This window comes from Bacillus sp. NPDC057893 (genome assembly GCF_042796455.1).
In the GTDB taxonomy this organism is placed as follows: domain Bacteria; phylum Bacillota; class Bacilli; order Bacillales; family Bacillaceae_G; genus Bacillus_A.
In genome coordinates, this window is sequence record NZ_JBHVNG010000006.1 from 78,396 (window position 1) to 95,107 (window position 16,712).

At 34.1% G+C, this 16,712-nt stretch carries 16 protein-coding genes, 1 pseudogene and 1 riboswitch; of the genes and pseudogenes, 10 read left to right on the plus strand and 7 right to left on the minus strand.

Translation table 11 applies throughout. The features are described 5' to 3' along the window. Nucleotides 1-70: 70 nt before the first annotated feature. Nucleotides 71-439: a hypothetical protein gene (locus ACFVQC_RS22895; protein ID WP_377896040.1), complete on the minus strand. Its 369-nt coding sequence runs from the start codon at nt 437-439 to the stop codon at nt 71-73. Nucleotides 440-621: 182 nt separating this feature from the next. On the opposite strand from ACFVQC_RS22895, the gene ACFVQC_RS22900 reads away from it, so the two are divergent. From ACFVQC_RS22900 to ACFVQC_RS22930, 7 genes and pseudogenes are all read left to right on the plus strand, one after another. Continuing rightward, the gene (locus tag ACFVQC_RS22900) at nt 622-861 is read left to right on the plus strand and encodes a helix-turn-helix domain-containing protein (RefSeq protein WP_002010190.1); all 240 of its coding nucleotides are present in this window, start codon (nt 622-624) and stop codon (nt 859-861) included. A gap of 238 nt (nt 862-1,099) precedes the next feature. Further along, nucleotides 1,100-1,609: a spore coat protein gene (locus ACFVQC_RS22905; RefSeq protein WP_113938010.1), complete on the plus strand. Its 510-nt coding sequence runs from the start codon at nt 1,100-1,102 to the stop codon at nt 1,607-1,609. Between the two features lie 20 nt (nt 1,610-1,629). Then, a complete protein-coding gene (locus ACFVQC_RS22910) occupies nt 1,630-2,079 on the plus strand; it encodes a spore coat protein (protein ID WP_377896039.1) in 450 nt (149 codons plus the stop codon). Between the two features lie 164 nt (nt 2,080-2,243). After that, complete coding sequence (locus ACFVQC_RS22915) at nt 2,244-2,912, plus strand: LSm family protein (protein ID WP_377896038.1); 669 nt, start codon at nt 2,244-2,246, stop codon at nt 2,910-2,912. A gap of 243 nt (nt 2,913-3,155) precedes the next feature. After that, nucleotides 3,156-4,421: pseudogene (locus ACFVQC_RS22920) on the plus strand (S-adenosylmethionine decarboxylase related protein). 142 nt (nt 4,422-4,563) lie between these two features. Next, nucleotides 4,564-5,790: an ATP-binding protein gene (locus ACFVQC_RS22925; protein WP_377899358.1), complete on the plus strand. Its 1,227-nt coding sequence runs from the start codon at nt 4,564-4,566 to the stop codon at nt 5,788-5,790. Between the two features lie 229 nt (nt 5,791-6,019). After that, nucleotides 6,020-6,403, plus strand: coding sequence for a hypothetical protein (locus tag ACFVQC_RS22930; RefSeq protein ID WP_265623252.1), 384 nt, complete (start codon nt 6,020-6,022; stop codon nt 6,401-6,403). Nucleotides 6,404-6,439: 36 nt separating this feature from the next. Here the strand turns inward: ACFVQC_RS22930 and ACFVQC_RS22935 are convergent, their stop codons facing one another. Further along, on the minus strand, nt 6,440-7,072 hold the full coding sequence (locus ACFVQC_RS22935) for a cyclase family protein (RefSeq protein WP_377895595.1): 633 nt from the start codon (nt 7,070-7,072) through the stop codon (nt 6,440-6,442). An 86-nt stretch (nt 7,073-7,158) separates the two neighbouring features. Continuing rightward, nucleotides 7,159-7,271, minus strand: a riboswitch (SAM riboswitch). A gap of 148 nt (nt 7,272-7,419) precedes the next feature. Between ACFVQC_RS22935 and ACFVQC_RS22940 the strand changes: the two genes are divergently transcribed. Beyond that, a complete protein-coding gene (locus ACFVQC_RS22940) occupies nt 7,420-8,529 on the plus strand; it encodes a PRK06851 family protein (protein ID WP_377895593.1) in 1,110 nt (369 codons plus the stop codon). A 113-nt stretch (nt 8,530-8,642) separates the two neighbouring features. Next, nucleotides 8,643-9,425, plus strand: a complete 783-nt coding sequence (locus ACFVQC_RS22945) for a nucleotidyltransferase domain-containing protein (protein ID WP_377895590.1) — start codon at nt 8,643-8,645, stop codon at nt 9,423-9,425. Between the two features lie 111 nt (nt 9,426-9,536). On the opposite strand, the gene ACFVQC_RS22950 is transcribed toward ACFVQC_RS22945, so the two are convergent. Next, nucleotides 9,537-10,838 (minus strand): MFS transporter, encoded by a 1,302-nt coding sequence (locus tag ACFVQC_RS22950; RefSeq protein WP_377899360.1) that lies wholly within the window; start codon nt 10,836-10,838, stop codon nt 9,537-9,539. 138 nt (nt 10,839-10,976) lie between these two features. Next, nucleotides 10,977-12,503, minus strand: coding sequence for an FAD-dependent oxidoreductase (locus tag ACFVQC_RS22955; RefSeq protein ID WP_377895586.1), 1,527 nt, complete (start codon nt 12,501-12,503; stop codon nt 10,977-10,979). A 580-nt stretch (nt 12,504-13,083) separates the two neighbouring features. Between ACFVQC_RS22955 and desB the strand changes: the two genes are divergently transcribed. Further along, nucleotides 13,084-14,169, plus strand: a complete 1,086-nt coding sequence (gene desB / locus ACFVQC_RS22960; protein WP_377895584.1) for a Delta(10) desaturase DesB — start codon at nt 13,084-13,086, stop codon at nt 14,167-14,169. Nucleotides 14,170-14,219: 50 nt separating this feature from the next. On the opposite strand, the gene ACFVQC_RS22965 is transcribed toward desB, so the two are convergent. The 3 genes from ACFVQC_RS22965 to ACFVQC_RS22975 form a co-directional block, all read right to left on the minus strand. After that, nucleotides 14,220-14,912 (minus strand): amino acid ABC transporter permease, encoded by a 693-nt coding sequence (locus tag ACFVQC_RS22965; RefSeq protein ID WP_002151598.1) that lies wholly within the window; start codon nt 14,910-14,912, stop codon nt 14,220-14,222. Nucleotides 14,913-15,005: 93 nt separating this feature from the next. After that, nucleotides 15,006-15,800 carry an ABC transporter substrate-binding protein gene (locus ACFVQC_RS22970; RefSeq protein WP_377895582.1) on the minus strand — a complete coding sequence of 265 codons (795 nt, stop codon included), beginning with the start codon at nt 15,798-15,800 and terminating at the stop codon, nt 15,006-15,008. 121 nt (nt 15,801-15,921) lie between these two features. After that, nucleotides 15,922-16,644, minus strand: a complete 723-nt coding sequence (locus tag ACFVQC_RS22975; protein WP_377895580.1) for an amino acid ABC transporter ATP-binding protein — start codon at nt 16,642-16,644, stop codon at nt 15,922-15,924. Between the last annotated feature and the right edge of the window lie 68 nt (nt 16,645-16,712).

Sequence of the window (16,712 nt, forward strand, 5' to 3'; positions counted from 1 at the left end):
TTTCATTAGTTCATGTGACATGAACGTTTTATTTGTAATCTCTCTAGAAAACAATGAATCTAGGATTGGTTTATGCTGTCCCTTTTGCCTGTTCATTAGGAAATGGCATATTTAGTATAGATGCAATGTATTGTTTTCCGTGTTTTCGAGCTAATGATTCTAATATTTGGCGAACGCGTTTTGTAAGATGACCTTGTTTTTTTATAGACTCACAATATGCGTCATAGAAAACGTATTTAGCCCAAAGGAAATCATCTTGTTGGAATAAGAAATGATTTTTGTACCATTCGCCAATCGTATGATAGCAATTGATTTCATGTACTGCTGCACTTTGTGAAAGAATACGATCGGATAAAGAATTAGATAGATGAGAAATTGTGTTTTCTGTTTCAATTCGTAATGTTTTTTCTAACATTGTAATGATGTGACGAGTAGCCATATGTTAACTCTCCTTTGTGTAAATGGGTAATACCATTCTATATTTAAAAAAATACTTACTATACTATTATACAATATATGGAATGCATCTACCTGCTTTTTGATTCGCATTTACAAAATCTTTTTTATTTGTTTACAAAAATAAAGTAAGATACAGTATATATATGAAAAAACAATAAAGGAATGAACACATTGTATATAACGATAGAAGAGGCTGCGGAGTATTTGAAATTACCAAAATCGTATGTTGAAGACTTAATTCAGCAAAAGAAAGTTCGTGCACTGTTTGATGGAGAGCAATATTTAATAAACAAGGAACAGTTTAATACACATTTAGAACAAATGGAGAAATATAAGCAGTTAGTGGAAGAAATATTAAACGAACCAATTCCAGAAGATATGGATGTTAAAGACGAAGATTAAACTTATGAAAAGATCCCGTATTAAGATATGCAGGAATGTATCTTAATACGGGATTTTTTTGTATAAAAAATCATTGGAATCTCGTGACTTAGTTGAATGGAAGAGAATTTTGTAGGCATGAGTACTACATGTTAAAAGCATATTTTTTCATAGCTGGGACAAACATAGAGAACGTAACCTGTACAGATACATATACTATCAGTGCAAAAGCTTATAAATTAATGGAAGGGGTTTTCTCGTGAGTTTACTTCATTGTGATTTTTTGAAAGATTTAATTGGATCTTATGTAAGAGTAAACAGAGGTGGACCAGAATCTCAAAAAGGAACAATAGTATCAGTATGTACGGACTACTTCGTATTAAAGAATGAAAAAGGAGAGCGCTATTACTATCAGCTTCGCCATCTGAAAAGTATTACAAAGAATACGAAAGATTGTGTAACAGATGATTGTGGCTGGTTGGAATATGACTGTGCAGAAGATTTTGAAAAGCTACTTCAAAGCTTCAAATACCGCTGGGTAAAAATTAATCGTGGTGGTCCAGAGAAAGTTGAAGGCATTTTACAAGACGTTTCTTGTGATTATGTAACGTTAATTATAAAAGAGGAAGTTATATTAATTGCACTAGCTCATATTAAAAGTGTTAGTTATAACGAATCAGTATGTGGAGAGAGCGATGAGAAAAGTGATGAAAGTAGCAATGATTCAAGTCGAGCTCGTGCACAAAGACAATCAAGAAGAGGAAGATAATAAGAAAGGAGGATATGAAATTGGAGAGTCTATTATGCTGTGATCAAATTAAAGGTTTAGTCGGTGAAAATGTAAAGGTAAATCTGCGCGGGCCGGAAAGTCGAGTAGGTGTACTTTTATCGTTGGGGAAAGATTACCTTACACTACAATTACCTCATGGAGAAGTAGTATATTATCAGTTGAAACATGTGAAGAGTCTAGTCAAGAAAGTGAAAGAAACAAAATGTGACGATTACTATGGTTCATGTTTCTATTCTGAGGAAGATACTTTTTTAGATGTATTAAAAGACCTGAAGTATAAGTGGATAAAGGTTAATCGTGGTGGACCAGAGTGTGTGGAAGGTTTATTAAGTGAAGTACATGATGAATGCATTACGCTAGTAAATGGTGATGAAGTCATTTACGTGATTATTTATCATATTAAGAGTGTGAATCAAGTAGTTAAATGTAAAAAGAATGAAGATGAATAATGTTTAATAAATAAGAGGGGCATTATGATGGAAAGTGAAGAACGATTTCTTATTTCGGATAGTATGAAAAGGAAGTCCTTACTATTAAGACAGAACATTGCCCCTGATTATTTTTTTAGAAATAGAAAATAGGAAAGTAAAAATTTATAGAAAGGAGGATATAGATGAATGAGTTAAACAAGAACATTGGGGAAAATATATACGTTAAATTAATCGGTGAAAAAAGATTTAAAGGTGTATTAATTGATGTAGGAAATGATATTGTTGTTCTCTACAATGGACAAGACTATGTATATATATCTTTATACCATATCCAATATTATAAATTTTTAAGAGAGCATGATGAAGAAATATTAAAACCAGATGTGGATTCTGTAATTAAGAGGGAATCCCCTTCAATTTCTTTGAGAAAAGTATTAATCACATCTAAAGGGATTTTCACAGAAATTTATGTGGCAGGAAATGCTCCAATACATGGTTATGTTACAAGTGTAATGAATGATTATATTGTTTTTTATAGTCCAGTTTATAAAACTGTATATATATCTTTAAAGCACTTGAAATGGTTAATTCCGTATAAAGAAAACCAAGTGCCTTATTCCCTCAATAAAAATGAACTCCCCGTAAATCCGTTAAATATTACGTTAGCTCGAACGTTTGAAGAACAACTTATTAAATTGTCTGGAAAAATTATGGTATTCGATTTAGGCGAGGAATCCAATAAAATTGGCAAAATGGCGAAGATTGATGAAGGACATATTGAAATATTAAAGGCCCGAGATGCAAAAATGTATGTAAATCTTCAACATGTAAAATCTGTCCATTGTCCGTAGGCTAGTTTAAAGGGCTGGCTTTTTCTTTTATATATGCGGAAGAAAAGGTCGAGCCTATTTGTTTATCGCTATTTGGATATGAGGGGGAAAGTGAATTGAATATATAAGTATGTTACTGTTTTTACTTATAAAGAGGTAATCTTGTACGAAATTATAAAAAAGATGTACGAGCTACCTTTTGGTGTATTCAATTCACTTTTTGAGGAAGTGCTGCTCAACTACTTTATTAAAGGGGTTTTGTTTGTGGAGCAGTTTCCAAATTCGTTTTCGATTACATTGCTTGGCAGTGCTGGTGGAGCAGCAAAAGCAGTGTTAGCAATTTTGAATCAAGCGGTAGTAAATGAAAAAGATCCAATTTATGAAGTGATAAAAAATATGAACTTCCATTTGGTGGATATAAAATAAAAAGATAAAAGTTATTATGATGAGTTGTTTCCAAATCTGAAAGAGCAATTTTTTTTATATGAAATAAACCTTCAAGATGTAGTCAAATTTAAACAACATTTAAAAGAAAAAAGAACGAAGGTTGTTATTGATGTTTCAGGGACAGATACGATTAGGGTACTGAGTTGTTGTAATGACCTTGGCATTTGTTACATTAATTCGGCTTTGGAAAATGAGGCGGTAGATCAGGACGATAGTTTACTTGGTTTTCAGCTTACGGAAAGGTATACGAGGTTTGAGAAGGAGAAAGAAACATTTACAAATACAAGAGCGATTATAGGCTCAGGTATGAATCCGGGTGTTGTTCAATGGATGGTTGTTGAACTTATGAAAGAACGTCCAAATGAAAAGCCGCGAGCATGCTATATTGTAGAACATGATAATTCATTTTTGGGTGATAAAGGGCTAATAAAACCTCATACACTTTATGCATCATGGGCAGTAGAGCGTTTTCTTGATGAAGCGATATGGAGTTATCCTATGTATATGAGCCATCATCGTCCACTTTACTTTTATGAGGATGTATATGCTTCAGAGTATAAAGTGAAGTTGGGAGAAAAAGAGTTTTATGGTTGTTTAATGCCGCATGAGGAAGTTTTAATTTTAGGAAAAAACTTCAATATGGAAGTTGGTTTTCTTTATCGAATTAATGAGTATACGACAAATATAATTAGACAGAACTTAGATAAAGTAGAAGATTTATGGAACTGGAATCGTAAAGTATTTAATCCAGCGGAAGAAGAGGTTGCGGGAGAGGATCTAGTTGGTGTGTTACTCGTTTATGAAAATAGCGAGACATATATGTATAATGTGATGAATAGCAGCCAAGTTTTTCATAAATATAAAACGAATGCAACTTACTTCCAAGTAGGGTGTGGAATTTATGCAGGCTTGTGCAGTTTACTTTTAGATCACTTTGGACAAGGGGCTTATTATGTCGAGGAATTATTATTAAATACAGAAGGTAAGTACGGCGAATATTTAAAATTATATATGAAGGATTTTGTAATAGGGCAAAAAAATTTTACGGATGGACTGCTACACGATAGAGTAAGATGGATATAAGTTGTGACCAAAAAGGAAGGAGAGATTTTCTTCCTTTTAGTATTATAAGGTTACATATTGCCCTGAAAGCAATTTCATACTTATAATTTAAAGAGATAACAGTGGAAATGTTTTTTTGTATCGATCAAGAGGAGTTTTTTATATGAACAAATACAAGAGCTTGATTTATGAAGAAAGAAAAGCTTTAAAGGTATTTATATTATTATTCTATATTATATTCTTTTTATATGACGCTATATATTATTTTGTATATCCCGCTATGAATATTAATGGGACAGAGGTAGGGTGGCCAAAAGGTAGCCTTGGGATAGGTGTATATATATTTGTAATAGCATTATTTCCTATTTCGATATATCTCCAAAAAAGAGGCTATGTATATTCTGTAAAATATTTATTTTTATTTGGGTACATGTTTATCAACCTTATTAATAATTTAATGATTTATTTGCGAACGGATAGGGCTTTTGAACATGGCAGTATGGTAGAAATGTTATTAATTTTATTTGCACCGGTTTTCGTGAACAGAAAATATTTTTATTTAGTTTCCTTTAGTGTAATTGGAAAGTACGTACTTTTTACATTGATATTAAAAGATTTAAAAGTTGTGATTCCGCTTGTTTTATGTATATTCTATTTCATTATTTCACATTCTTTGTTAAAACGATTTCAATCTTATGTAAGAACCGTTGTTGAAATGATGAACAATATGAAAGAGACGGAAAATTTAGCTGTTATTGGTACAATGTCTACAACAATTGCTCACGAAATTCGAAATCCATTAACAGCTTTAAAAGGGTTTACGCAAATGCAAAAAGAAAGAAACCCTGCTGATACGATGAGCTATGACATTATGTTACAAGAAATTGAAAGAATTAACGGGTTTGTTAGTGAATTGATGTTATTAGGAAAACCAAAACCAATTAAGTATGAATGGTGTAATATACGAGAAATCCTTTTATATGTTGTGCAGTTAATGGAAAGTTATGCGGCTCAATATAAAGTGAAATTCCACTTGCAAGTAGATGGAAATTTACCCGATATAAATGGCGATGATAAGCAATTGAAGCAAGTGTTGTTAAACATTATCAAAAATGGAATCGAATCGATGCCAGAAGGTGGAGACATTCATATTTGTGTATTCAAAAAAGCTGGAGATAATTTGTGTATTTCTGTCGAAGATCAAGGTTTTGGTATAGAGAATGAGAAAATAGAAAAAATTGGAAAGTCATTCTATACAACAAAGGAGAATGGTACAGGTCTTGGGTTAATGATTACATATAAAATTATTGAAGAACATCAAGGGAGTATGGTAATTCAAAGTAGTATGGGCGTAGGAACGAAAGTGGAAATCTATTTACCAACAGTGTAGTGCATTAGAAGAAATTATTTTTCAGAAAAGTGCTCTTGTTGTGTAAATATAAACATTTTATAAAATGTTTCAAGAAGGGTTTTTTTTATAAAACACTTCGTTTATAATGGAGGGAAATATCGACATGAAGCTTTGAGCTCGTGTAACGGTTCGGTAGTGTTATGAAAAGAAAAGAAGGGGTGCACGCGCATCCTTTTTCCTATGCAGATATGATGAAAGGGGTGGTATGATGGAATTAACATTAAATTCGACTGTATGTTTACACACGATTCAATTTCGAAAAGAGCAAAAGAATTATATTGTAAAAGATACGATTACAGGAGAAAAATATGAAATGCCGCCACTTTGGATTGATGCACTAGCAATGATGCGTGACGGTTTTTTATTGGGAGAAATTGAGGAGAAATTAAAAGAAGAGTATCCGGCTGAGGAAGTAAATATGTTAGCATTCACGAGGCAACTGTTAGAGCTAGAACTTGTCGGAATGGTAGATGGAGAAGAGATAGCTTGTACAAAGAAGAAAGATAAAGATTATTTAGCTTGGGTACGTCCGCGGGTGGAACAATTCTTTCTTAATTTAAATAAAAAATATAGAAGCAAAGGTCAAAAGTGATCTTTGCTTTTTTGTTGTCCTCAAGTAGTTCTTATTTTAAAAAATAACGGCAAATGCTCTTGCGAAAGCACCATCACTATTTTTAATTTTTAAAGGTGCTGCTGAGAAAAAGAAACGCTTCGTTTTAATGGCATCTAGGTTTGTTAAGTTTTCAATTAAATAAATGTTATTCCCTAGCAATATGTGATGAATAGGTGATGTTTCTGTCGTTACCTCATCAGGAGAAATGAAATCTAAACCGACAGATTTTATTTTTAAATTAACTAGTTCTTCAGCTAATTCTTCAGAAAGATAAAATGCTTCTTTCGCATAAGCTTCTGTGTTCCATTTATTAGATAAATTGGAATGGAAAATAACAATATCTCCTTCCTTTATGTCGGTATTATTTAATACTTCCTTAGGTAATTTTCGCCCTTGAACATGTGTTACATCGATTAGAACTGCTTCGCCTACAAATTGGTCGAGAGGTAATTTATCAATTGTTGTTGCACCAGAGATGAAATGTGCAGGGGCATCGCAATGAGTGCCAACATGAACGACAGAATGAAAATCTGTAACTTGATATCCTGTTTCTTCAACACTTGTAATTGCTTCTAGTTGGATTTTAGGCGTTCCAGGAAATTGAGACATATTGTTTTCAAACGTTTGTGATAGGTCAATTACTTTCATTCTAAATACCTCCAATATATGTTTTAAAATAATAAAAAGCTCATCTTCCATAATCAAGAAAGATGAGCTTTACATACAGTAGCTAAGCTTTATCTTCCAAAATGCAAAGCATTTTGCAGGAATTAGCACCTATTCAGTTTTTGTAAACTGAGGTTGCTGGGCTTCAAAGGACCGGTCCCTCTGCCTCTCTTGATAAAGGTATATCCAGTTCAATGTTTGTAATTTTTAGATATTTAAATTGTAATTCATTTCCTTTTTCAGTGCAATACAAAATAGGTATTCACCCAAACAAAGTTGCTCGCATATTGTAGCTTATGTAAGTAGACTGCTGCGAAGGGGTGGGTGCAGTGACAGGGAATGTATTGAACTATTTTGCTGGTGGAAATACAGCTAGAGGATTTTATAGCTTGTATGAAGAGAGTTTAAAAGGGCTAGATAGGTTGTTTATTTTAAAAGGCGGTCCAGGAACAGGGAAGTCTTCTTTAATAAAAGCAATTGGTCGTGAATGGGCTGGAAAAGGATATAATATTGAATTTTTACATTGTTCTTCTGACAATAAGTCGGTTGACGGTGTAATTATTCCGAAGTTAAATGTAGGAATTGTCGATGGGACATCGCCACACGTTATTGAGCCGAAAATGCCAGGAGTTGTCGAAGAGTATATAAATTTAGGGGTTGCCTGGGACTCGAATAAATTAAGAAAGCAGAAGTTAGAAATTGAACGATTTGTATCAGAAGCAAGTAAGGCTTTTCAATCTGCTTACGCATGTTTTAAAGAGGCGTTAGCTATACATGATGAGTGGGAGAAAATATATATTAATAATATCGATTTTAATAAAGCAAATGAACTAACAGATGAGCTGATTCAGAAGTTATTTGTAGATAAAAAGGGGAAACAATCGCTTGTGAAACATCGTTTCTTAGGGGCTGCTACACCGAAAGGAGCAGTTGATTTCGTTCCTAATTTAACAGAGGGATTACCACATCGTTATTTTATAAAAGGACGCCCGGGCTCTGGAAAATCAACAATGCTCAAAAAGTTATCGAAGGCAGCAGAAGAAAAAGGTTTTGACGTTGAAGTATATCATTGCGGATTTGACCCGAATAGTCTTGATATGGTTATCGTAAGAGAATTAGGATTTGCAATTTTTGATAGTACTGCGCCACATGAATATTTTCCAAGTCGCGTGGGTGATGAAATTATAGATATGTATGCCCTTATTGTGACACCGGGGACGGATGAGAAGTATGCTACAGAAATTCGTGACGTTTCCATTCAATATAAAGCAAAAATGAATGAGGCGATGTCTTTCTTAGCAAAGGCAAAATCAGTTCGTGATAAATTAGAACGAATTTATATTGCCGCTATGGATTTTTCAAAAGTCGATGCATATAAAGAAGAAATCCAAAAAGAGATTGAACGAATTGCAGTTACTGTAATTGAAAAGAAAAAATAGGTGTTTTGTTAGGCTGTCGGGAATTTTCTGACAGCTATTTTAGTATCTGGTAAAATTAGTCTTATATTTGTCGAATTTCCAGGGAAATGATCAAAAAATGGGGAGGGTATGAAATGAGAGAGAAAATTGAATTAGAACTAGAAAGAATTGAAAAAGAGAATGATGTAAAAATTTTATTTGCTGTAGAATCAGGGAGTCGTGCTTGGGGATTTCCATCGAAAGATAGTGATTATGATGTTAGGTTTGTTTATATACATCCAGTAGAATGGTATTTATCAATTCATGATAAACGTGATGTAATCGAGTATCCAATTAGTGATGATTTAGATATAAGTGGCTGGGATATTAAAAAGGCATTGCAACTATTTGCAAAGTCAAATCCGGCTTTACTTGAGTGGATTCGATCACCAATTTTTTATTCGAAAAACTCTAATTTTCCAGAACAGCTTCAGCAAATGAGCGAAAAGAATTTTGATCCAAAAGCAACGATATATCATTACTTACATATGGCTTCAAAAAATTATCGTGAATTTTTGCAAGGTGAGAATGTAAAACTGAAAAAGTATTTTTATGTATTACGTCCTATTTTAGCTTGTAAATGGTTAGAGGAGAAATCGACTTTGCCTCCTGTAGAATTTGATAGATTGATTACAGAATTGTCATTAGAACGTAGTGTATTAGATGAAATTGAAAAGTTGTTAATAAAGAAAAAAGCAGGTACTGAATTGGATATTGGATTGAAAATTGAGGTGCTAAATCAATTTTTAGAAGAACAAATTGATTACTACCAGCAATACGTAAAAGGGATTGAAAAGGGATTAGGGATTGATATTGAGAGTTTGAATACATTATTTAGAAATATGTTGTTTGAAGTATATAAAAAAGAGCACAAGTGAGTTTGTGCTCTTTTTTATCCCGCTATTTGTGGGAGCCGCCGTAAACGCCTGATTGGTGAGGGCTAATAATCAGTGGGGATGCACAAAACCCTCACTGATTAAAGTTTCACTTTATTTTGTAGGAATAAAGAAAACAGATATAGCCGCGATAAGACCTGCAAAGGAGAATAAGTAAAAATTCCAAGCTAAGTCATATTGCATTGTCATAATAATACCGACAAGAATAGGGCCAGCAATTGCACCAACTCGGCCAAGCCCAAGTCCCCATCCTAAAGAGGTAGCTCGGATATGTGATGGGAAGTATTGTGTTACATAAGCATTTAATATTTGAGTAATACCGACTGATCCAATTCCAGCAAGACCAATTAAAAGATAAATGATTGTAACAGATGGTTTGATTGTTAATAGTCCAATACATATGGCTGCCATAAGGTAGGAGATGCTAATAACAATTTTTGCTCCTATACGATCGGCAATTGCTCCAGCAAATAATGCACCGATAGCTGCAGTAATGTTTAGTATAAGTAGAAATGATAAACTAGATCCAAGTGGATATCCTGCTTGGCGCATCATCTGTGGTAGCCAAGTGTTTAAACCGTATATCAAAAACATTCCCATTATATAAGTAGTCCAGAAAAGTAGAGTTGCTTTCATGTATTCTTTTGAGAGTAATGTAAGGAATCCGTGTTTCTTTTGTATATTAGATGATGTTTGAGAAATTTCTTTTCTTACATGTAATTCGATTTGAAAACGATCACAAATTTGTTTCGCTTCTTCTTGACGATTACGTGATAGCAAAAATTGAATAGACTCAGGTAAATAACGAATAATGAAAGGAATGAGAAGTAGCGGAATCATTCCGATGCCAAACATAATTCTCCATCCGAAACCTTCTAACATAAACATGGACAAAATGGCGCCTAGTACGATACCTAAAGGATAGCCGGTAAACATAAGTGCATAAATAAAAGATTGTCGCTTTTGGGGTGAATACTCAACAGTGAGTGCCGAAGCTGTTGGGATAACACCACCTAATCCAATTCCTCCGATAAATCGAGATAGTCCGAATAATTCCGGGGAAGGAGCCATTGCAGCTAAGCCCATTGTAATAGAAAAAAGGGCTAGACAGCATATGAGTGTCCATTTTCGTCCAATTAGATCTGTAATGGTTCCAACTAGAATAGCACCAATAAACATCCCAAATAAAGCATAGCTGGCAATTGTTCCAGCGTGAGCTGGTGATAGTGCCCAGCTTTTGTCTTCTAGGAGCTTTGGCAGAACGGCGCCGTAAATACCTAAATCATATCCGTCAGCTAGAATGGCTAGCCAACAAATAAAAACAACAAGTTTTGTAATAGAACTTGAAAAGATAGTTTCTGTAGATTCTAGATGAGGTGGAGCAGAAGGTTGCATAGTATTCACCTCTTTTTTGTAAATTAATATATTATTTTGTTAAATGTTAATTTTTTCCTTCTTTTGTCGAAATTTATCTAAAAAAGCTTCATGAAAATAAAGAAGTTCAACGGGATTTCCGTTGAACTTCTTTATTTTTTACTCGTTATCAACTCGTTTCAATGGCTGATCTGCAGGACCTTCAATAACGTCTCCATCGATTGAAAAACGAGATCCGTGGCAAGGGCAATCCCACGTACAATCACCGTTATTCCATTCAACTTCACAGCCGAGGTGCGTACAAGTTGTGTCGACGATATGTAATTTTCCTTCTTTATCTTTATAAGCACCTGCACGTTTCCCATTTACACGTACAACAGATCCTTCGCCAGTTTCAAGATCTTCTGGTTTACGTAAAGCAACTTCAATTTTCCCCTCAATTAAATGTTTCGCAACGTCAATGTTCTGTGAGAGAAATGTTTTTATATCCGGATTTGCATGAAAACGTGATGGTGCAAACAGTTCTTTATATGGACTTTGGATTTTTAGAATGGAGTCCTTCAGTAAATGAGCTGCTGCAGTTCCAGTTGTCATACCCCATTTACGATATCCTGTTGCCACAAATATATTTGGATTCCTTTCATTAATATGTCCGATATAAGGGAGTTTATCTAGCGTGATTAAATCTTGCGCTGACCATCTATAAGGAATTTCATCTACTCCAAAAGTAGATTCAGCAAAGGAATATAGTGCATCATAATGAAGCATCGTATTAATTCCTTGGCCTGTTTTATGGCTCTCTCCGCCAATCAATATTAGTTTTTCTCCATTGCTTGTCGTATAACGTATGGAGCGTTTTGGATCATCGATACTTAAATACATGCCCTCTGGATAATCTGTTTTTGCTTTTATTGCAAGAGCATAGGAGCGTTCTGCGTACATTCGCGTAAAGAAAAAGCTATTAGCATCATAAAAAGGAAAATGTGAACAAGAGACAATATATTTACAAGTGATGCGATGGTCACCCTTTGTAATTACTTGTGGATAATCTCCTTTTTCCACATCAATAGCTGTTGTTTGCTCATAAACCATTCCGCCCATTTCCACAAACTTTTCTAAAAGTGTTTTTAAATAAAGGAGGGGATGGAATTGCGCTTGATTTTTCATCACAAGTGCAGATTGTACGGGAATAGGAATCGACAGAGATTGAACATAGTCACAAGGTATATTTAATTTTTGATAGGCTTCATATTCTTTCGTTAAATTTCGCAGGCCATTATTGGTAGTTGTATATAAATAAGAATTTTCATTTGTGAAATTACAGTCGATTTTATATGTTTGTACAGTCTCATTTATGAATTGTAGAGCTTTACTATTTGATTCGTAGTAAAGTTGAGCTTTTTCAACACCAAAATTGTTTATTAATTCATCATAAATAAGATCATGTTGAGCTGTTACTTTTGCGGTTGTATGCCCAGTTGTTCCATTTAAAACAGAACCAGAATCAATTAAAACGACTTTCATTCCTTCTTTAGCGAGTAAATAGGCGGTGGTAATACCTGTAATACCAGCACCGATAACGGCAACTTCTGTCTTTATATTTTCGGATAAATGAGGAAAAGTAGAAAATTGAGTAGATTCAATCCAATAGGATGATGGTAACTGCGGAAATGTGTCATCTGTCATTTTGAAAACCTCCTAAATTAGAACAATTTTCCTTTTAATATTTCCATATTATATGGAATTCATGTATGTTGTTTTCGTAGCGTTCTATTTTTATTAAACGAAAGATAAAATTATTTTAATATAATTATTTTATTGGGGCAGTATGAAGAAGTAGGATTTATATAAAGCTAAATTCAAGTGATTCCATTTGTTGATTACATAGAGAGTTCTTGAATAAGATAGAGTCTATGTTGTTTAAGTGGATATGTATATATAGCTGATAAAGCCTTATGAAATCTATGCTTTTTCTTTAGTGAAATAAAGTATAATTATAAAAATATAACCAACTTTTATTACTAGGTCATAAAAGTTGTTGACAATACAGAAAGTCTATTGTTATGATTCATCATGTGGAAAGGTTGATAGAGAGTAAAAAGAGAAATGTTTTTCATTGATAATAAAAGCGAAAATTAAGTGACGATAGAGTGAGTATATTTTCCTTATGATAAATGCTTTTTGGATCACGTAGTAAAATCAATCTGGAAGCAAGAATTGATATATGCAAGTTGCGCGGGGCGCGGCATAAGAAAGGGGCAAAAGGATGAAGGAGCTTCATACGTTTGGGTGGTATGCAGCGCGTGTATCACCACATTTGCCGAAAAAAGCATTTAAACCAGTTCCTAATCGTTTATTTGGTGGACTGGCTTATTTACTTGTGGCATTGGCTGGTTTAATAACGATCGGTGTATTTGAATTGAATGTGTGGGCAAATCTAGGAATTGCAATTGTTCTTGGATTATGTTTTGCTTCACTTGGATTTTTAGGACATGAAATTTTACATGGAACAGTTGTAAGAAAGGCATGGCTTCGTGATTTTTTAGGTGCGATAGCATTTATGCCATTATCAACTGGCCCAAAACTTTGGAGAAAGTGGCATAATGCAACGCATCATGTTCACACACAGCATGAAGACAATGATCCAGATGCATGGCCGACATTTGAAAAACTTAAAAAGAGTAAGTTTTTGAGTTGGGTATATCGCATGCCTCTTCATGTACGTTCATTCTTTAGTTTTCTGTCACTAACAATTCAATTTACGTTACATTCGACTCGAATGTTCTTTCATTTTATAAAAGAATTTAAGTCATCCAATCAAAAATCTGTATGGCTGCAACTTCTTTTGCCCTGGACAGTTTGGATTAGTTTATTGTTTATTATGGGACCTACAAAGTGGTTCTTTGCATACGTGATTCCGTTGTTAATTGCTAACTTTATTGTAATGGCGTATATCGCAACAAATCACCGCTTAAATCCTATTGTTCCAGTAAATGATCCGTTAGCAAACTGTTTATCAGTAACAGTGCCGCGCTGGGTAGACGTTTTACATTTCAATTTCTCATACCATACAGAACATCATTTGTTTCCTGCTATGAGTTCTAAATACTATCCATTAGTAAAAGATAAAATTAAAGAAATGTGGCCGGAACGCTATCACGAAATGCCGATGACAAAAGCATTGGCAGCACTTTGGAATACACCACGTGTGTATTATCACGGAAGTGAATTAGTTGATCCGCATAGGGAGCATTTCTATGGTTCTTTAGGAAATGGATTGGATCCTCATAATATTTCATATCGTGAGGATCATATAGAGGAAAAAGAGACTATAAAAAAAGTAAATCAATAATAGATATATTTTACGATGAAAAAGCAAGCTCTCTTAGAGCTTGCTTTTTGTTATAAAGAAACTTCTTTCTTGTTCTTTGTCTTGACTTGGACAGAGTTATTTTCTTTCCGTTGTAGTCGTTTCTCTAAAAGATTAACAAAATAAGTAAATAGAAGAACAAGTACGAGATAGTATAAACCAACGATTATATATGTATCTAATTGTTGGAAGTTACCTGCAGCGATGGATAAACCTGATCCCCATAATTCGGACAATCCTACATAAGCAACGAGTGAAGAATCTTTTAATCCTATGATAAACTGATTCCCTAGAGGAGGAAGGGATAGGCGAAATGCTTGTGGTAATATAATCCGGCGCATCGCTAAAGGGTAAGGCATACCTAAAGAGCGAGCAGCTTCTAATTGTCCTCGGTCAACGGATTGAATTGATCCGCGGAAAATTTCAGTAATATATGCACCGTTATGAATTGCTAAAGCAATTGCTCCTGCCCAAAAAGGGGTAAAAACAACAACGGATGTAATCCCAAAATAGAGAATGGCAATTTGAACAATTAAAGGTGTACCACGAATAATGGCGATGTATACATGAGCAATACTATTTAAAACCTTATTGTTAGAGATTCGAAAGAAAGCGACTAGTAATCCAATTAGTGAACCGAGTAATAGGGATGTTAATGTTAATTGTAATGTGACAATAGTAGCCTTTAAGAGTGTGGGATAGGTAGAGATAAAAATTTCAAACATATGTGTCACCTCATATTGTATGGATTTTAGTAGGGAATGAAATGCCCCACATACAAGGTGGGACATAATTTATGAAATCTCTAAATGGCTAACTTACTTTGTTTTTGCCTCGTCTCCAAGAATATTACGCCCAAACCATTTCTTACTAATCTTTTCATACGTGCCGTCTTTAATGATTTCATCTAGCGCTTTATTTACCTTTTCGACCATGTCTTTATTGTCTTTATGAATAGCAATTCCCATTTCATCAAGGTTTAACGGTTTTCCAGCTTCTTTTATATTTGATTTACCTTCTTTAATCATACGAAGACCAACCATTTGATCAGTAATAACTGCGTCTACACGTCCTGGTTCTAAGTCCATAAGTGCAGTAATATCACTATCATATTCTGTAATTTGATCTGTATGTTTTGCAACAAGGGTTTTGAAAGTACTTGCTTTTACAACACCTATTTTTTTACCTTTCAAGTCCTCTGGAGAAGAGATAGATGTATTCTTTTTAGTTACAAAAATTTGTGCACCAGAGCGATAATATGGATTTGAGAAATTCACGGCTTTTAATCGCTCTTCTGTAATAGCCATACTCCCTAATATCACATCATATTTTTTTGATTGTAGACCTTGAATCAATGTTTCCCAAGGATTTGTAACAGGAACAGGTTTCATTCCCATCTTTTTCCCGAGAGCTTCACCTATTTCTACATCAAAACCGACAAGTTTCCCGTCATTTTCTTTATAGTTAAAAGGTTTGTATAAACCACTCATCGCATAACGAAATTCTTTTTCACCATTAGATGAAGTGGTAGAGCTTTCCTTACTACAGGCTCCTAGTATGAAGGATGTGCATAATGTAATACTCGCAACAATGGTTAATAGTTTTCTTTTCATAAAACCCCTCCTATATATTGATCATACGGATTGTTTTCAATATGCTATGGAGATATTTTATTTGGACAATTAGTTGTGTCCCGTATGAATGAATTTCTTTATGCTTGAAACAGAAGTTACATTATAAAACGTTGCGTAAAAATTGCTTTGCTCGTTCATGCGATGGAGCGGAAAAAAATTGCGCTGGTGAAGCATCCTCTACAATTTTCCCGTCATCCATAAAGATGACGCGGTCAGCTACATCCCTTGCGAAATTCATTTCATGAGTAACAATAACCATTGTCATTCCTTCTTCAGCAAGTTCTTTCATAACTTGCAACACTTCTCCAACAAGTTCAGGGTCTAAAGCTGAGGTAGGTTCATCAAATAGCATAATTTTAGGATTCATGGCAAGAGCTCGTGCGATTGCGACGCGCTGCTTTTGGCCACCAGAAAGTAGGTGAGGCGTTACATCCGCTTTATCTTGTAAACCAACTTTTTCAAGTAGATGATTTCCAGCATCTTTAGCTTCTTTTACATTTAATTTTTTTACATGAATAGGTGCTTCTATGATGTTTTCTAGTGAGGTCATATGGGGAAAGAGGTTAAAGTGCTGAAAAACCATACCGACATTTTCACGGACTTTGTTTAAATTTGAATGCTTTGGATCAATTCGCTCACCTTGTAAGTGAATTTCACCTTCATCATACATTTCTAAAAAGTTAAGACAGCGAAGTAATGTACTTTTGCCGGAACCACTGGCACCGATTAAAACAACAACTTCTTTTTCTTTTACTTCTAAATCAATTCCTTTTAAAACATCAAGTGATCCGAATGATTTTACTAGATTTCGAACTTGAATCATACAAAACCCCCAGTCAAAAATATATTTACAAATGTTGCCCCGTATTTCTGTTATTAGTCATAAATTGT

Excerpts from the sequence above, each read along its gene's own strand:
- ACFVQC_RS22895 (WP_377896040.1), bottom strand. The coding sequence starts at position 439 with ATGGCTACTCGTCACATCATTACAATGTTAGAAAAAACATTACGAATT.
- ACFVQC_RS22900 (WP_002010190.1), top strand. The coding sequence starts at position 622 with ATGAACACATTGTATATAACGATAGAAGAGGCTGCGGAGTATTTGAAA.
- ACFVQC_RS22915 (WP_377896038.1), top strand. The coding sequence starts at position 2,244 with ATGAATGAGTTAAACAAGAACATTGGGGAAAATATATACGTTAAATTA.
- ACFVQC_RS22925 (WP_377899358.1), top strand. The coding sequence starts at position 4,564 with ATGAACAAATACAAGAGCTTGATTTATGAAGAAAGAAAAGCTTTAAAG.
- ACFVQC_RS22930 (WP_265623252.1), top strand. The coding sequence starts at position 6,020 with ATGGAATTAACATTAAATTCGACTGTATGTTTACACACGATTCAATTT.
- ACFVQC_RS22935 (WP_377895595.1), bottom strand. The coding sequence starts at position 7,072 with ATGAAAGTAATTGACCTATCACAAACGTTTGAAAACAATATGTCTCAA.
- ACFVQC_RS22945 (WP_377895590.1), top strand. The coding sequence starts at position 8,643 with ATGAGAGAGAAAATTGAATTAGAACTAGAAAGAATTGAAAAAGAGAAT.
- ACFVQC_RS22950 (WP_377899360.1), bottom strand. The coding sequence starts at position 10,838 with ATGCAACCTTCTGCTCCACCTCATCTAGAATCTACAGAAACTATCTTT.
- ACFVQC_RS22955 (WP_377895586.1), bottom strand. The coding sequence starts at position 12,503 with ATGACAGATGACACATTTCCGCAGTTACCATCATCCTATTGGATTGAA.
- desB (WP_377895584.1), top strand. The coding sequence starts at position 13,084 with ATGAAGGAGCTTCATACGTTTGGGTGGTATGCAGCGCGTGTATCACCA.
- ACFVQC_RS22965 (WP_002151598.1), bottom strand. The coding sequence starts at position 14,912 with ATGTTTGAAATTTTTATCTCTACCTATCCCACACTCTTAAAGGCTACT.
- ACFVQC_RS22970 (WP_377895582.1), bottom strand. The coding sequence starts at position 15,800 with ATGAAAAGAAAACTATTAACCATTGTTGCGAGTATTACATTATGCACA.
- ACFVQC_RS22975 (WP_377895580.1), bottom strand. The coding sequence starts at position 16,644 with ATGATTCAAGTTCGAAATCTAGTAAAATCATTCGGATCACTTGATGTT.